This window comes from Lentilactobacillus laojiaonis, from assembly GCF_020616595.1.
In the GTDB taxonomy this organism is placed as follows: Bacteria; Bacillota; Bacilli; order Lactobacillales; family Lactobacillaceae; genus Lentilactobacillus; species Lentilactobacillus laojiaonis.
Genome location: NZ_CP085278.1, coordinates 751,493 through 767,727, shown reverse-complemented (window position 1 = coordinate 767,727; position 16,235 = coordinate 751,493). Strand labels below are relative to the sequence as shown.

Below are 16,235 nucleotides of genomic sequence, written 5' to 3'. Positions count from 1 at the left end.
TTGTATTGATTTTTTGATCAGATATTAGTACAATATTGTAGTTAACTTTTTTCTAATAATTAGGGGAAAGCAGGAGGGTTTAAATGGCTGATGAAAGAAAAAAAGCCTTAGATGTGGCTTTAAAAAGTATTGAAAAGGAATTTGGGAAAGGCTCAATCATGCGAATGGGTGATAAAGTTGATACCCAAATTTCAACAATTCCTACCGGTTCATTAGCACTTGATGAAGCGTTAGGTGTTGGTGGTTATCCTAAAGGAAGAATTATTGAAGTCTATGGTCCAGAAAGTTCTGGTAAGACTACTATTGCTTTGCATGCAGTTGCAGAAGTTCAAAAACGTGGCGGTACAGCGGCATATATTGATGCTGAAAATGCTATGGATCCTGCATATGCAACTAATCTAGGCGTCAACATTGATGATTTATTGCTATCTCAACCAGATACAGGAGAACAAGGCTTACAAATCACTGATGCATTAGTTTCTAGTGGAGCAATTGATATTGTTGTAATCGATTCAGTTGCTGCGTTAGTGCCAAGAGCTGAAATTGAAGGAGAAATGGGTGACGCTCACGTAGGGTTACAAGCACGTTTAATGTCACAGGCTCTTAGAAAATTATCTGGAACGATCAATAAGACTAAGACCATTGCTATCTTTATTAATCAAATTCGTGAAAAAGTTGGAGTTATGTTTGGAAACCCAGAGACTACACCGGGTGGACGAGCACTTAAATTTTATTCAACAATTCGTTTAGAAGTTCGTCGCGCTGAACAAATTAAAGATGGTGCAGACATTATTGGTAACCGTACTCGAGTTAAAGTTGTAAAAAATAAGGTTGCTCCTCCTTTTAAGAAGGCTGAAGTTGATATTATGTATGGTAAAGGAATTTCACAATCTGGTGAATTAGTTGATATGGCTGCTGAAAAGGATATTATTAATAAGGCAGGATCTTGGTATTCATATGGTGAAGAACGAATTGGCCAAGGTAGAGAAAACGTAAAAACTTATTTAGAAGAACATCCAGATATCTATAATGAAGTTCTAGTAAAAGTGCGTAATGCATACGGAATTGGTGAGATTCAAGAAGATGCAGAATCTTCTACTGATGATGAAAATGTTGTAGAATAATTTTAAATAAAAGCCGATTAAATTTTAAAATTTAATCGGCATTTTTTTATTTTTATTATGTAGAAATAGCGTTGACACTTAACTTGTGAAACCGTAAAATAAAAGTTGTGTAAATAATTAAATAATATCTGATAATAAGATTAAGTAATTAATCATTTTTGATGATTTGGAGGTGGAGCCATTTGATTATGGTTGAATTAATCCTCGCAATCATCGCTATTGTTGTTGGTTTTATAATTGGTAGATACTTACAAACTAAGACTCAAGAACATACTTTGAATGCTGCTAAGGAAACTGCAAATAGTATTATTGAAGATGCCAATAAAAAGGCTAAAGATACTGTTAAAGAAGCTATGTTAACTGCTCAAGAGGATAGTCATCGCTATCGTTCTACAGTTGAAAAAGAGCTTAAGGAACGAAGAGCAGAAATTCAAAAGCAAGAGGATCGTTTGTTACAAAGAGAAGAATCTTTAGATCGCAAAGATAGTATATTTGAACAACGTGAAAATGTACTTACTAAAAAAGAAAAGAAGATTTCTCAAGAAAACCAAAATTTACTAAAACAACAAGAAAAAGCCGAGTCACTTATTCAAAAACGACAAGCAGAGGTTGAACGAGTTGCTGCATTTACTCAAGAAGAGGCTAGAAAATTAGTTTTAGATGAAACTAGCGAAGAGTTAAGCGACGAAAAAGCACGTATGGTTAAGGATAGTTATTATCAGGCACAGGTCGAAGCTGATAAAAATGCTAAGAATTTAATCGTGCAAGCGATTCAACAAAGCGCAGCAGACATTGTTTCTGAAACGACTGTATCAGTTGTAAATCTTCCAAACGAAGACATGAAGGGTAGAATTATTGGTCGCGAAGGACGAAATATTCGAACTTTTGAAACTTTAACCGGAATTGATTTAATTATTGATGATACACCGGAAGCTGTCGTTTTAAGCGGTTTTGATCCAATCAGAAGAGAAGTTGCTAAAATGGCTTTAGAAAAACTTATTAAGGATGGAAGAATTCATCCAGCCAGAATTGAAGAAATGGTAGATAAGAGTCGTAAAGAATTGAAGCAACGTATCCAAGAAATTGGTGAAGAGGCATTATTTAGTTTAGGAATTCACTCAATGGGACCAGAAATGATTAGATATGTTGGTCAGTTGAATTTTAAAATTGATAATGGTCAAAACTTACTTAGTCATTCGATTGAAGTTGCTAAGTTAGCTGGTGCATTTGCATCTGAATTAGGTGAGGACGTTACATTAGCAAAACGCGCAGGGTTATTACACGATATTGGTAAAGCAGTTGTTAATGGGTCAGAAGGTTCAAGTATTGAATTAGGTGTTGAGATAGCTAAGAAATATCATGAAAGTCCCGTTATTATAGATACAATCAAAGCTTATAATGACAATTATCAACCTGAATATGTAATTTCAGAATTAGTGGTAGTTGCTGAAAAAATTGCACTTACTAGACCAGGTGCTTATAGCGATTCTCTAGAGAGCTTTGTACATCGATTGGATAGTTTGGAAAAAATTAGTGATTCATTTGATGAAGTTGAGAAGAGTTACGCTATTCAAGCTGGACGAGAAATTAGAGTAATAGCTAAGCCTAATTATATTACCGATACCCAAGCAATTAATTTATCCCGTAATATTAAAAAGAAGATCGAATCAGAAATGAAATATCCAGGTCACATTAAGGTGACGGTTATTCGTGAAGTTAGATCAGTAGAATATGCAAAATAAAAGACCAGTTAATAACTGGTCTTTTTTATTTTAGTTTAAGCTGTTAAAATTAATTTATTAATAAAGATGATAAGGAAAAATTATGAGATTACTATTTATTGGAGACATTGTTGGAAATAAAGGAACTGAGGCCGTTGTTAATAATTTAGCATTAATTAAAAAGGAATTTCGTCCACAGCTAACGATTGCAAATGGTGAAAATTCTACTTCAGTTGGTAGAGGAATTAGTAAAAATATTTATAAAGAATTGATGGGTTCAGGCGTTGATGTTATTACTTTAGGAAATCATGCTTGGAATAATGCAGAAATTGTTGATTTTATTGATGATGCAACTAAACTAATTCGCCCAGCCAATTTTCCTGGTAAAGATGTTCCCGGAAAAGGATACGTAGTAGTAAACGTTAATGGAATTAAAGTAGGAATTATTAATTTGCAGGGAAGAATATTTTTAAATAATCTAGATGATCCCTTTACACTTGCGGATGAAATCATCGATAAATTAAAGGCAGAAACTGATATAATTTTTGTTGATTTTCATGCCGAAGCAACTAGTGAAAAATTAGCTTTTGCGACTTATGTTACTGGAAGAGTATCAGCGGTAGTGGGTACCCATACCCATGTTCAAACTAATGATGCGCGTATTTTAAATAAATACACGGCGTTTTTAACTGATGCAGGTATGTCAGGACCAACTGATGGTATTTTAGGGATGCATGCTGACAACATCATTCAGCAATTTATTAATCAACGGCCAACTAGATTTAAGGTAGAAGAAACTGGACCAACTATTATTTCTGGTTGTTATATTGATGTTGATAATGAATCTGGTAAAGCTCAAAAAATTAAGACATTTAAAGTTATGAATGATCAAATTATTTAAGAGGTAAGTGGAGAATGGCAACTAAAGAAACTACGCCAATGATGGAGCAATATCAAAAAATTAAGGATCAATACCCTGATGCGTTTTTATTTTATCGCTTAGGAGATTTTTATGAATTATTTAATGATGATGCAATTAAAGGCTCACAGATTTTAGAGTTAACATTAACTAATCGTAACCGCAAATCGGAAAATCCAATTCCAATGTGTGGAGTTCCCCATAAAGCGGCTAAAAGTTATATTGATACATTAGTAGATTTAGGATATAAAGTAGCATTATGTGAACAAGTAGAAGATCCTAAAACAGCTAAGGGTATGGTTAAAAGAGAAGTAGTGCAATTAATTACTCCAGGAACTAAATTTGACAGTGGCTTGCAAGAAGCTAAAAATAATAATTATTTAGTGGCAATGAACCGCATCAACGATCAATTTAATCTAGCATATGTAGATCTTTCGACTGGTGAATTAAAGGTTACTTCGTTAAATAGTGAAAATGATTTATTAAATGAAGTTATTAATTTACAAAGCAAAGAAGTTGTCATTCAAACTGATTTTAGTGAAGCTATTTTAAATAGTTTTTCTAAATTAAATATTTTAATTTCTAAGCAAGCCGAGATTGTTAATACCTCTTTGGTTAATTATTTAACACAAAGTGAAGAGCTAACTGGCGAACAAAAAAGTGTATTAAAGCTTTTATTATCATATGTGTCTACTACTCAAAAGCGAAGCTTAGAGCATATTAAAGCAGCGGTTTCGTATAAAATTTCTGATTTTTTAGAAATTGACTATAACTCTCAAGCCAACCTTGAGTTAACTAAAAATATTCGAACTCAGAAAAAATCAGGCTCCCTATTATGGCTATTAGATCAGACTAAAACTGCCATGGGGGGTAGAAAGTTAAAACAGTGGATTGAACGCCCCTTAGTAAATTCTCACAAAATTGACGAGCGCCAAAAATTGATTCAAATCTTTTTAGACAATTATTTCGAAAGAAAACAATTGCAAGATGAATTGGTTAAAGTATACGATTTAGAACGCCTAATTGGGAGAATATCATTTGGAAGTGTTAATGGTAGGGACTTGATTCAACTAAAAAATTCTTTAAATCAAGTACCAAAAATTAAGTATATTCTTGATAGTTTAAATAATTCGACGGTTAATAAATTAATCCAAAATTTTGTTCCAATCGATGATGTAGTAGAGTTGATTGAAAAATCAATTAATGAAGATGCTCCAATATCAGTAACTGATGGAAATATTATTAAACCAAATTATAATCAAAGATTAGATGAATACCGGGATGCTACGGCTAATGGTCAAAAATGGCTGGTTGAATTAGAACAAAAAGAGCGTCAATTAACGGGCATTAATAACTTAAAAATAAAATATAATAAGGTATTTGGATACTATATTGAAGTTACTAAATCAAACTTAGACAAGGTTCCTGAAGATCGCTATCAACGTAAGCAAACTTTAACTAATGCTGAACGATTTTCCACTGACGAATTAACGAATAAAGAAAGTTTAATTTTAGAAGCTCAGGAAAAAAGTAAGGATTTAGAATATCAACTATTTGTTGAAATACGAGAAAGTATTAAAAAATCCATTAAAAGAATTCAATTAATTGCTGATATTGTTGCTAAAATTGATGTTTTACAAAGTCTTACTGAGATTAGTGAGGAATATAAATTTATTTATCCTCAAAGATCAATAGATCATGATGTTGAAATTATCGATGGCCGGCATCCGGTGGTAGAAAAAGTATTAGGTCATCAAAAATATGTACCAAATAGCATTGTTATGGATAATGATACTAATATTTTATTAATAACTGGACCTAATATGTCCGGTAAAAGTACTTATATGCGTCAATTTGCACTGATTGTAATTTTGAACCAAATTGGTTGCTTTGTTCCAGCTAAATCAGCTAAACTACCAATTTTTGATAAAATATTTACTAGAATTGGAGCTGCTGATGATTTAATTTCTGGTGAAAGTACTTTTATGGTAGAAATGAAAGAGGCTAATAATGCTTTAAAAAATGCCACTAAAGATAGTTTAATTTTATTTGATGAGATTGGTCGTGGAACCGCTACTTATGATGGTATGGCCTTAGCTCAATCAATCATTGAATATGACCATGACCAAATTAAAGCTAAAACTCTATTTTCAACGCATTATCATGAACTAACGGAATTATCGAATAACTTAGTTAATTTAAAAAATGTTCATGTTGGAGCTACAGAGGATAACGGAGAATTAATTTTCTTGCATAACGTAACTAATGGTCCGGCTGACAAGTCGTATGGAATTCATGTGGCTAAACTAGCTGGGTTACCAGATGCCTTATTAACGCGAGCTGATAAAATATTACAAAACCTTGAAAGTGATGATAAAAAAGTTATACCAAGTATTCCTGATTCATCAGAGCAAATGGAACTGCTAGAAGATCCCGTTATTTCAAAACCAAATTCTACTATTTTAGATGAACTATCTAACTTAGATTTAATGTCAAAAACCCCAATGCAAATTATGAATCAAGTGTATAAATGGCAACAGAAATTAAAGTAGGTGATTAGTATGCCAAAAATTCATGAATTATCAACTAATTTAGCTAACCAGATTGCTGCTGGTGAGGTTATTGAGCGTCCTGCTTCAGTAGTAAAAGAATTGGTAGAAAATTCAATTGATGCCCATAGTACGGAAATTGATATTTCGGTAATTGATGCTGGTATCAAATCTATCGAAGTGATTGATGATGGAGATGGAATTGAAAAAACGGATGTTAAAACCGCTTTTTTAAGACACGCCACTAGTAAAATTACTCGTCAAAAAGATTTATTTCGAGTAAATACACTTGGATTTCGGGGTGAAGCTTTACCTAGTATTAGCTCTATAGCTGATGTAACATTAAAAACTTCAACTGGTGAAATGGGTACTAAAGTTAGGTTTAAAGGTGGTAAATTAATTGAGGAAACAAGTTCTGAATCTAAAAAAGGAACTAGTATTATAGTTAACTCGATTTTTTATAATACCCCAGCTAGACTAAAGTATTTGAAGTCTCAAAAAACGGAATTATCTAAAATTACAGATGTAGTTCATCACTTAGCTTTATCTCATCCGGAAATTACCTTCACATTAAATTCTGATGGTAAAGAATTATTACGAACTTCAGGACGAAATAATCCGTTACAAGTCATTGGTTCCATTTATGGCATTAAAGCCGTAAGCCAAATGACAAAATTTGAAAACCTACAAAATGATATTACAGTGAGTGGTTTTTTTAGCTTACCAGAATTAACTCGATCATCTAGAAACTACATTTCAATCTTTTTAAATGGTCGTTATATTAAAAATTTTCAGTTAACTAGAGCAGTAATCTCTGGCTATGGATCTAAGTTAATGGTAGGTCGATTTCCGTTGGCGATAATTTCTATTGAAATTGATCCAAGATTGGTTGACGTGAATGTCCATCCCACTAAACAAGAAGTACGAATTAGCGAGGAAAACTTGTTATCTAATTTAATTAGTAACGGAATTAGTGAAGCGTTAGCCAAAGCAGTTTTAATTCCAGAAGTAGATGAGAAATTTATCCCACGAGAAACTAATTTTGCTAAAGCTAGTGACGAAAAAAATGTTGAATTAATTAAAACGCAACCACTTGCTAAAAAATTAACTGATTTAAATCGAATTGTTGAAGATAATGATCCCATAATTATTAAGAGCAAGTTAGATTTAAATAGTGAGGAAATTCAAAACTTTGATAAAAAGGTATTAGAAAATAGTGCCAATTTAAATTATGAGGATTTAATTGAGCCTGAATCTCCCCAAATTGAACAAATTCAATTATCAACTAAAGTAAATAACCATTTTCCACAGTTAAACTATATTGGTCAATTTCATGGAACCTATCTATTAACTGAATCTTCGGAAGGACTATATTTAATTGATCAGCATGCGGCTCAAGAACGGATTAATTATGAATATTACCGTGAAGAAATTGGAAAAGTTGAACCCACCCAACAAAAACTATTACTTCCGATTATTTTAGATTATTCGATTAGTGATTTTTTACTGATTAGTGAAAAAATGGATTTATTAAAGAAAGTTGGTCTTTATTTAGAACCATTTGGGCAAAGTAGCTTCTTAGTCCGATCTCATCCTACCTGGTTTAAGGCGGGCCAAGAAGAGGACACTTTAAAAGAGATGATTGATTATATTATTAATGAAAAAAATATTTCAATTGCGACATTTAGAGAAAAAACGGCCATTATGATGAGCTGTAAGCGAGCAATTAAAGCCAATCATCATTTGGACGATCAACAAGCTAGAGAACTGTTAACTAGGCTTCCTAATTGTGAAAATCCCTATAATTGTCCACATGGACGTCCAGTTTTAGTCAAATTTACTAATGAGGATGTCGAAAAAATGTTTAAACGAATCCAAGATTCACATGATACAATTTCTTCAATAATATAAAATTAGTTGTGGTACAATCGATTGGTATCATTGAATTTAGTAAGGGGACAAAGGAATGTTTGAATTTTTTGAAGGTCAGATAGTGCAGACCACTCCAAGTTATATTGTTTTATTAGTTAATGGGATTGGGTATTTAATTTATACTGCCGATCCATTTAAATATGAACCAGATGAAACAAAAACAATTCGTATCTATGTTCATCAAACTATTAGCGAATCAGCTCAATATCTATATGGATTTTATGAATTTGAAGACAAGCAAATGTTTGAAAAATTGTTATCGGTATCTGGTATTGGGGCGAAAAGTGCTTTGGCCATTTTAGCAGGTAACGACCGAAGTGGCTTAATTAATGCGATTAATAGTGATGATATTAAATTTCTAACTAAGTTCCCGGGAGTTGGTAAAAAAACTGCTCAACAAATTATCTTAGATTTAAAAGGTAAGTTAGAAGAATTTTCTCAGGATTTATTTACTCCAGAGCAATCGATCAGTCACACAGAATTATCTAATGAATTTATGGAAGCTAAGGCAGCTTTGATTGCTTTAGGCTATAGCGAAAAACAATTAGATAAAATTAGTGATCAATTGTTATCAAGTGGAGCAACTAGTACTAATGAATATTTAAGTACTGGTTTGAGCCTATTAACTAAATAAGGAGATGTAAGAATTGTCAGATAATGATGAAAGAATTGTATCTCCCCATGATGTTGATGATGAACCCAACCTAGAGCAAAGTTTACGTCCACAGTATTTGGATCAATATATTGGTCAAAACGACATAAAGGATGAATTAAGCGTATATATAACTGCTGCTAAGCAGCGAGAAGAATCATTAGATCATGTTCTTTTATACGGCCCCCCAGGCTTGGGAAAAACTACTTTAGCTATGGTAATTGCTAATGAACTGGGAGTTAATGTTAAAACAACTAGTGGTCCAGCAATTGAAAAATCAGGAGATTTATTATCGTTATTAAATGAATTAAACCCAGGGGATGTTTTATTTATTGATGAAATTCATCGTTTACCAAAAGCGGTTGAAGAAATTTTATATTCGGCAATGGAAGATTTCTTTGTTGATATCGTGATTGGGCAAGGTCCAACTGCTCATCCGGTACATTTTCCATTACCTCCGTTTACCTTAATTGGTGCCACTACTCAGGCTGGTATGCTATCAGCTCCCCTTAGAGATCGTTTTGGAATTGTTGAGCACATGAATTATTATGAAGTTTCAGATCTACAAAGTATTGTAAAAAGAACGGCTGATATATTTAATATTTCGATTCAAGATCAAGGAGCAATAGAAGTTGCTTTAAGATCTCGTGGAACTCCTAGAATCGCTAACCGGTTATTAAAACGAATTAGAGATTTTGCTCAAGTTGCTAATAAGGATGAGATTGATTTAGAAATTGTAAGATATGCTTTAACCTTATTAAAGGTTGATAGTATTGGATTAGACGCTACTGATATTAAGTTACTTAAAACGATGATTGAGTTTTACGATGGTGGTCCAGTGGGTTTAAATACGCTGGCTGCCAATATTGGTGAAGATGCTGATACAATTGCTGAAATGTATGAACCATACTTATTACAAATTGGTTTTATTAAGCGAACGGCTCGAGGTAGAATGGTTACTTCTACCGGTTATCAACACTTGGGTTACCCAAACAACTTTAAAAATTAAATGCAAAGGAATTTTATTTTGGAAACTAATTACACACTTAATGATTTTGATTATAATTTACCTCATGAATTAATTGCCCAAACTCCGATAAAGGACCGTGACACTTCACGGTTACTAGTAATGGATCATCAGACTGGTAATTTAAAAGACCAACATTTTTATGACATTATTGATTATTTAAATCCTGGTGATGCTTTAGTAATGAACAATTCTAAGGTTATGCCGGCAAGAATTTATGGTGAAAAAGAAGAGACTCATGCTCATATGGAAGTTTTGTTGCTTCATAATATTGAAGGTGACAAATGGGAAACTCTAATGAAACCAGCTAAGCGAGCTAAAGTTGGCACAACTGTATCGTTTGGTGATGGTAAATTAAAGGCAGTTGTTACTAAAGAGTTAGAGCACGGTGGTCGAGAAATTGAATTTAAGTACGATGGTATTTTTATCGAAATTCTTGAACAATTAGGAGAAACACCACTTCCACCTTATATTAAAGAAAAATTAGATGATCCAGATCGATATCAAACAGTATATGCCAAAGAAATGGGATCGGCTGCAGCTCCAACTGCTGGTCTTCACTGGACTAAGGAATTATTACAAAAAGTCCAAGATAAAGGCATTAAACTAGTATATTTAACTCTACATGTTGGATTAGGAACCTTTAGACCCGTAGACGAAGAAAATATTGAAGATCATAAAATGCACAGTGAATTCTATCAGTTGAGTCAGGATGCAGCTGATACATTAAATGAAGTTAAAAGTAATGGTGGTCGAATAGTTGCCACAGGTACTACTTCAATCAGAACCTTAGAAACTATTGGAACTAAGTTTAATGGTGAAATTAAAGCAGATTCTGGTTGGACTGATATTTTTATTAAACCAGGATATGATTGGAAAGTGGTAAATGCCTTTATAACTAATTTTCATTTACCTAAATCAACTCTAGTGATGTTAGTAGCCTCGTTTACTGGAAGAGATAACATATTAAACGCTTATCACCATGCTATTGATGAAAAATATCGCTTCTTTAGTTTTGGCGATGCTATGTATATATATTAAGGAGCATTAGATGGAACCAGCAATTACTTACAAATTAATCAAAAAAGAAAAGCATACAGGAGCTCGATTAGGTGAAATAACTACGCCCCATGGAACCTTTAGAACCCCAATTTTTATGCCGGTAGGAACACAGGCAACGGTTAAAACTTTAGCACCAGAAGAACTTGATAAAATGGGTGCGACAATTATCTTAGCGAATACTTATCATCTATGGGAACGCCCAGGTGAGGATATTGTTAAGGCAGCCGGTGGTTTGCATAAATTTATGAATTGGGATAAAGGAATCCTAACTGATTCCGGTGGTTTCCAAGTATTTTCATTAGCTAAAAATCGTAACATTACTGAAGAAGGCGTTTCATTTAAAAACGAACTTAATGGTTCTAAAATGTTTCTATCACCGGAAAAAGCTATTCAAATTGAAAATGCTCTAGGACCAGATATCATGATGAGTTTTGATGAGTGTCCTCCTTATTATGAAAGTTATGACTATGTTAAAAAATCAGTTGAGCGTACTAGTCGTTGGGCTGAACGAGGATTAAAAGCTCACCAAAATCCAGATTGGCAAGGACTGTTTGGGATTGTGCAGGGAGCTGGATTTGAAGACCTAAGAAAACAATCGGCAAGTGATTTAGTAAGTATGGATTTTCCTGGATACTCAATTGGTGGTTTATCAGTGGGTGAATCTAAACAGGAAATGAACCGAGTGTTAGATTTTACTACCCCATTACTTCCGGAAAACAAGCCACGTTATCTTATGGGAGTCGGAGCAACTGATTCGTTAATTGACGGAGTAATTCGTGGTGTAGACATGTTTGATTGTGTTTTACCAACTAGAATTGCTAGAAATGGTACCGTAATGACTTCTCATGGTAGATTGGTAGTTAAAAATGCAATTTACGCTAAGGACTTTAGACCATTAGATGATAACTGTGATTGTTATACTTGTCGCAACTATACACGAGCTTATATTCGTCACTTATTGAAATGTGGAGAAACTTTTGGTCAACGATTAGCCAGTTACCATAACCTACACTACTTAATTAATTTAATGAACCGAGTACAACAGGCTATTATTGATGATAATTTATTAGATTTAAGAGCCGAAGTATTTGAACAATATGGATATAACAAGCCAAATCCTAAAGCCTTTTAATTTAATTCATATGGACGTTCAAAAAGTATTTTGTTAAAGTAGTTATATAAATAAAAAGTAGGTGAAAATATTGTCTAGTTCAGTTTACTCAATTTTAATGATTGTTGTTTTATTTGCTTTAATGTATTTTTTGATGATTCGTCCTCAAAAGAAACAAGAACAAAAGCGTAAAGAACAATTATCTAAGATTAAAAAAGGTGATCAAGTTGTTACAATTGGTCGTTTACACGGTGTTGTAGATGAAGTTAACGAAAGCGAAAAAACAGTTACTTTAGATTGTGATGGTATTTATTTAGTATTTGATTTAAATGCTGTTGCTCAAGTTTCTGAACGCAAAGTTACTCCTGAAGTTAAACCCGATGAATCCGAAACTAAAGATGATTCAAAAGAAAATGAAGATAAATAAAAAGTAAAGCTAGGGAATCTCCCTGGCTTTATTTTTTATTGTAAAAAAACATACGTTCGGTTAAAATTTAATTAATATAAATTTATTAATTGAGTGATGAAAATGGGATTTAAAAATCGAAAAATAATTCATATAGATATGGATGCTTTTTACGCATCTATTGAGGAACGCGAGGACCCTAGCCTTAAAAATAAGCCACTAGTGGTTGCCAACGATCCCAGAAAAATGGGTGGTAAAGGCGTAGTTTCAACGGCAAATTATATTGCTAGAAAGTATGGTATTCATTCAGCTATGAGTTCACAAAAAGCGCTTAAACTTTGTCCTCAAGCTGTTTTTAGATTTACCGGATTTAAGTTATATCGAGCAGTTTCCAATCAAATCCATGAAATATTTCATGAGTATACGGATAAAATTGAATACTATGCTTTGGATGAAGCGTATTTAGACGTTACTGAGAATAAACTTAAAATATCTAATCCAATTAAAATAGCTACAATGATTCGAAAAGAAATTTTGGCTAAAACCAAACTAACGTGTTCAGTAGGCATTTCATATAATAAGTTTCTTGCCAAGGAAGCTTCTGATTATGCTAAGCCAAATGGGCTAACCATTATTGACGAACGAGATGCAATTGATTTTTTAAAAATTTTACCAATTGAAAAGTTTAGAGGCGTTGGTAAAAAAACATTGCCCAAAATGCATGAAATGAATATATACAATGGTGAAGATCTATTGAAAGTATCAGAAACAATTCTTATTCAAAAATTTGGCAAATTTGGGTATTATCTTTATAGAAGAGCCCGAGGAATTGATCAAGCTGAAGTCCAAGCAACTAGAATAAGAAAATCTATTGGCAAGGAACGTACTTTTTCTAGAAACTTAGTTAGTCGTGAAGAAGTTCAAACTCATGTAAAAGAAATTGCTAAGTTAGTTGAAAATGAAATGCTTGCTAAACGAAAGCATGGAAAAACTTTAGTTTTAAAATTAAGATATGATGACTTTAAAACCATTACTAAGCGAGTAACCTTTGAAGAATATATTAAAAATGATTCCAAAGAGTTTACTAAGTTAGCAATGGATATTTTCGATGAAGACATAGACCACTTCAATGGATTTAGACTAATTGGAATTACTATCACGAATTTGGATGATTTAACTTACCAAAATATTAATTTAGAACTATTTATCTAGTTTGAATTTCCGTTCATTTACGGTTATACTAAAGTATTCAATAATTAATGGTTGGAGATAGTAATTAATGACAATTCAAAAAGAAATTCTTGATTCAATAAAAAAATATCAAACAATTATTATTCATCGACATCAACGACCTGATCCAGATGCGATTGGATCACAAATGGGTTTGGCAGAAATAATTAAAGCTACTTTCCCACAAAAAGAAGTTTATTGTGTCGGTAAACAATATCATGGATTTGATTGGATGGGAACAACTGATGACATTTCAGATGATAAATACGACAATGCTCTAGTTATTGTTGTGGATACCGCCAATCAACCTCGAATTGATGACGATAGATATAATAAAGGGAAGATGTTAATCAAAATTGATCATCATCCCAATGAAGATATTTATGGAGATATAGTTTGGGTTGAAGAAAATGCTTCAAGTTCATCAGAGTTAATTACTGACTTTTATAAAGAATGTGAAATGGATTTAAAAATTAATGACAATGCCGCTCGACTACTATATGCCGGGATTGTTGGAGATACGGGACGATTTAAGTATCCATCGACTTCATCACATACTTTTGAAATTGCCGCCTTTTTATCAAAGTTTGACTTTTCAACTAGTGATGTTAATCAAATTGAAGATGAGATTGACATTCCATTAGCTAGATTATCAGCTTATGTCTATCAAAATTTAAATATTTTAGATAGTGGGGCCGCTTATATGATTTTAACTAATGAGGCTTTAGAGCCATTTAATCTAGGTGATGATAGTACTTCAGCGGTGGTACCATTACCGGGAAATATTAAAGAAGTTGTAGCTTGGGCCATCTTCGTTGAACAAAAAGATGGTACTTATCGTATAAGATTAAGATCAAAAGGCCCTGTCATTAATGAATTAGCTAAGGAATATGGTGGCGGTGGCCACCCGTTAGCTAGTGGGGCTATTGCTAAAGATGATGCTCAAATAAAAGAAGTTATTAAAAAATTAGATGAAATATCTAAAAATAACAATAAATAGGAGAATTTATGACAAGTTTTAAAGAATTTAATTTAAAACCTTTCTTGCTAGATGCAATTAGTGATTTAGGATTTAGCGAGCCAACTCCGGTCCAAAGTAAAATGATTCCATATATTTTAAATGGTCGTGATGTTGTGGGACAATCAGCTACTGGTAGTGGAAAAACGCATGCCTTTTTATTACCAATTTTTAATCAAATTGATCCTGAAAAGCATGTTGTTCAGGCAGTTATTACTACCCCTAGTCGTGAACTTGCTTATCAAATTACTGATGCAGCCAAACAAATCATTAAATTTAATGATAAACCAATTCAAATTGGAAGTTATATTGGTGGAACAGATAAAAAACGTCAAATTGAAAAACTAAAACGTGAACAACCTCAAATTGTTGTCGGAACTCCTGGTCGTATTTGGGATTTAATCGATAATGGTGGACTGGATGTGCATTCTGCTAATCAATTGGTAATTGATGAAGCTGATATGACATTAGATTTAGGATTTTTAGATGTAGTTGATAAGATTGCAGCCAGTTTTGGAAAAAATGTTCAAATGATGGTATTTTCAGCTACTATTCCACAAAAAATTAGTGTATTTTTGAAAAAATATATGGATAATCCAGTTGTTGAAGAAATCCCTGTAGAAACAGTGATTAGTTCCACAATTGATAATTGGTTAATTTCAACTAAAGGTAAAAATAAAAATCAATTAATTTATAATCTTTTAACTATGGGTGAACCTTACTTAGTATTAATTTTTGCTAATACCAAACAAAGGGTAGAAGAATTAACTGATTTCTTAAAACAAAATGGTTTAAAAGTAGCAATGATTCATGGTGGTATTAAACCTCGTGAAAGAAAATCTATCATGAAACGTGTGCGCAACTTAGAATTCCAATTTGTTGTTGCAACCGATTTGGCTGCTAGAGGAATTGATATTGAAGGAGTATCACACGTAATTAATGATGATATTCCTGAAAACCTTGAATTCTTTATTCATCGAGTTGGTCGTACTGGCCGAAATGGGATGCCTGGAATTTCAATTACGCTTTATGAACCAGATGATGAAGCTAAGGTTACCGAATTAGAATCAATGGGTATTGAGTTTAAGCCTAAAAAACTTTCTAATCACGAAATCGTTGATTCTTATGATCGAAATCGTCGTAAAACCCATCGTAAAAAAGGTGAAAAACTTGATCCTACCATGATCGGTATGATTAAAAAGAAAAAGAAGAATATTAAACCTGGTTATAAACGCCGAATTAAAAATACGATCTCTAGAAAACAAGAAATGGATCGCCGAGTTAAAAAACGTAATGAAGCACGTGCTCAAAGAAAGCAAAAGAAAAACAGCTCTACTAGATATAAATAGATCTAGATTGAATTGACATATTTTAGATTCAAACTGTATAATTTTATTGACTAGAAAACATGCTAATTTTTATTATTTAAAAGAGACATCTTGGTTGGTGTAAAAGATGATTTAATTTTAATTAGTGCTATTTCA

13 protein-coding genes are annotated in these 16,235 nt (G+C 32.7%); all 13 read left to right on the top strand.

Features of this window, described 5'->3' with window-relative positions:
* Positions 1–83: 83 nt before the first annotated feature.
* Positions 84–1,124: a recombinase RecA gene (recA, locus tag LHL71_RS04000; protein WP_227360536.1), complete on the top strand. Its 1,041-nt coding sequence runs from the start codon at positions 84–86 to the stop codon at positions 1,122–1,124.
* 188 nt (positions 1,125–1,312) lie between these two features.
* Entirely contained in the window at positions 1,313–2,866 is a 1,554-nt protein-coding gene (gene rny / locus LHL71_RS03995; protein ID WP_430689986.1) for a ribonuclease Y, read from the top strand.
* An 82-nt stretch (positions 2,867–2,948) separates the two neighbouring features.
* Positions 2,949–3,746, top strand: a complete 798-nt coding sequence (locus tag LHL71_RS03990; RefSeq protein ID WP_227360534.1) for a TIGR00282 family metallophosphoesterase — start codon at positions 2,949–2,951, stop codon at positions 3,744–3,746.
* A gap of 14 nt (positions 3,747–3,760) precedes the next feature.
* Positions 3,761–6,316 carry a DNA mismatch repair protein MutS gene (gene mutS / locus LHL71_RS03985; protein WP_227360533.1) on the top strand — a complete coding sequence of 852 codons (2,556 nt, stop codon included), beginning with the start codon at positions 3,761–3,763 and terminating at the stop codon, positions 6,314–6,316.
* 9 nt (positions 6,317–6,325) lie between these two features.
* Positions 6,326–8,224, top strand: coding sequence for a DNA mismatch repair endonuclease MutL (mutL, locus tag LHL71_RS03980; protein ID WP_227360532.1), 1,899 nt, complete (start codon positions 6,326–6,328; stop codon positions 8,222–8,224).
* 55 nt (positions 8,225–8,279) lie between these two features.
* Positions 8,280–8,879 (top strand): Holliday junction branch migration protein RuvA, encoded by a 600-nt coding sequence (gene ruvA / locus LHL71_RS03975; RefSeq protein ID WP_227360531.1) that lies wholly within the window; start codon positions 8,280–8,282, stop codon positions 8,877–8,879.
* A 13-nt stretch (positions 8,880–8,892) separates the two neighbouring features.
* Positions 8,893–9,906, top strand: a complete 1,014-nt coding sequence (ruvB, locus tag LHL71_RS03970) for a Holliday junction branch migration DNA helicase RuvB (protein WP_227360530.1) — start codon at positions 8,893–8,895, stop codon at positions 9,904–9,906.
* A gap of 18 nt (positions 9,907–9,924) precedes the next feature.
* Positions 9,925–10,965 carry a tRNA preQ1(34) S-adenosylmethionine ribosyltransferase-isomerase QueA gene (gene queA / locus LHL71_RS03965; RefSeq protein WP_227360529.1) on the top strand — a complete coding sequence of 347 codons (1,041 nt, stop codon included), beginning with the start codon at positions 9,925–9,927 and terminating at the stop codon, positions 10,963–10,965.
* 10 nt (positions 10,966–10,975) lie between these two features.
* A complete protein-coding gene (gene tgt / locus LHL71_RS03960) occupies positions 10,976–12,118 on the top strand; it encodes a tRNA guanosine(34) transglycosylase Tgt (RefSeq protein WP_227360528.1) in 1,143 nt (380 codons plus the stop codon).
* 97 nt (positions 12,119–12,215) lie between these two features.
* Positions 12,216–12,524 (top strand): preprotein translocase subunit YajC, encoded by a 309-nt coding sequence (gene yajC / locus LHL71_RS03955; protein WP_249778703.1) that lies wholly within the window; start codon positions 12,216–12,218, stop codon positions 12,522–12,524.
* Between the two features lie 102 nt (positions 12,525–12,626).
* Entirely contained in the window at positions 12,627–13,715 is a 1,089-nt protein-coding gene (gene dinB / locus LHL71_RS03950) for a DNA polymerase IV (RefSeq protein WP_227360526.1), read from the top strand.
* 67 nt (positions 13,716–13,782) lie between these two features.
* Entirely contained in the window at positions 13,783–14,733 is a 951-nt protein-coding gene (locus tag LHL71_RS03945; protein WP_227360525.1) for a DHH family phosphoesterase, read from the top strand.
* 8 nt (positions 14,734–14,741) lie between these two features.
* On the top strand, positions 14,742–16,100 hold the full coding sequence (locus LHL71_RS03940) for a DEAD/DEAH box helicase (RefSeq protein WP_227360524.1): 1,359 nt from the start codon (positions 14,742–14,744) through the stop codon (positions 16,098–16,100).
* Positions 16,101–16,235 lie beyond the last annotated feature (135 nt).

Bases quoted from the DNA above. Each gene is read 5' to 3' on its own strand.
- recA (WP_227360536.1), top strand. From the start codon at position 84: ATGGCTGATGAAAGAAAAAAAGCCTTAGATGTGGCTTTAAAAAGTATT.
- rny (WP_430689986.1), top strand. From the start codon at position 1,313: ATGGTTGAATTAATCCTCGCAATCATCGCTATTGTTGTTGGTTTTATA.
- LHL71_RS03990 (WP_227360534.1), top strand. From the start codon at position 2,949: ATGAGATTACTATTTATTGGAGACATTGTTGGAAATAAAGGAACTGAG.
- mutS (WP_227360533.1), top strand. From the start codon at position 3,761: ATGGCAACTAAAGAAACTACGCCAATGATGGAGCAATATCAAAAAATT.
- mutL (WP_227360532.1), top strand. From the start codon at position 6,326: ATGCCAAAAATTCATGAATTATCAACTAATTTAGCTAACCAGATTGCT.
- ruvA (WP_227360531.1), top strand. From the start codon at position 8,280: ATGTTTGAATTTTTTGAAGGTCAGATAGTGCAGACCACTCCAAGTTAT.
- tgt (WP_227360528.1), top strand. From the start codon at position 10,976: ATGGAACCAGCAATTACTTACAAATTAATCAAAAAAGAAAAGCATACA.
- yajC (WP_249778703.1), top strand. From the start codon at position 12,216: ATGATTGTTGTTTTATTTGCTTTAATGTATTTTTTGATGATTCGTCCT.
- dinB (WP_227360526.1), top strand. From the start codon at position 12,627: ATGGGATTTAAAAATCGAAAAATAATTCATATAGATATGGATGCTTTT.
- LHL71_RS03945 (WP_227360525.1), top strand. From the start codon at position 13,783: ATGACAATTCAAAAAGAAATTCTTGATTCAATAAAAAAATATCAAACA.
- LHL71_RS03940 (WP_227360524.1), top strand. From the start codon at position 14,742: ATGACAAGTTTTAAAGAATTTAATTTAAAACCTTTCTTGCTAGATGCA.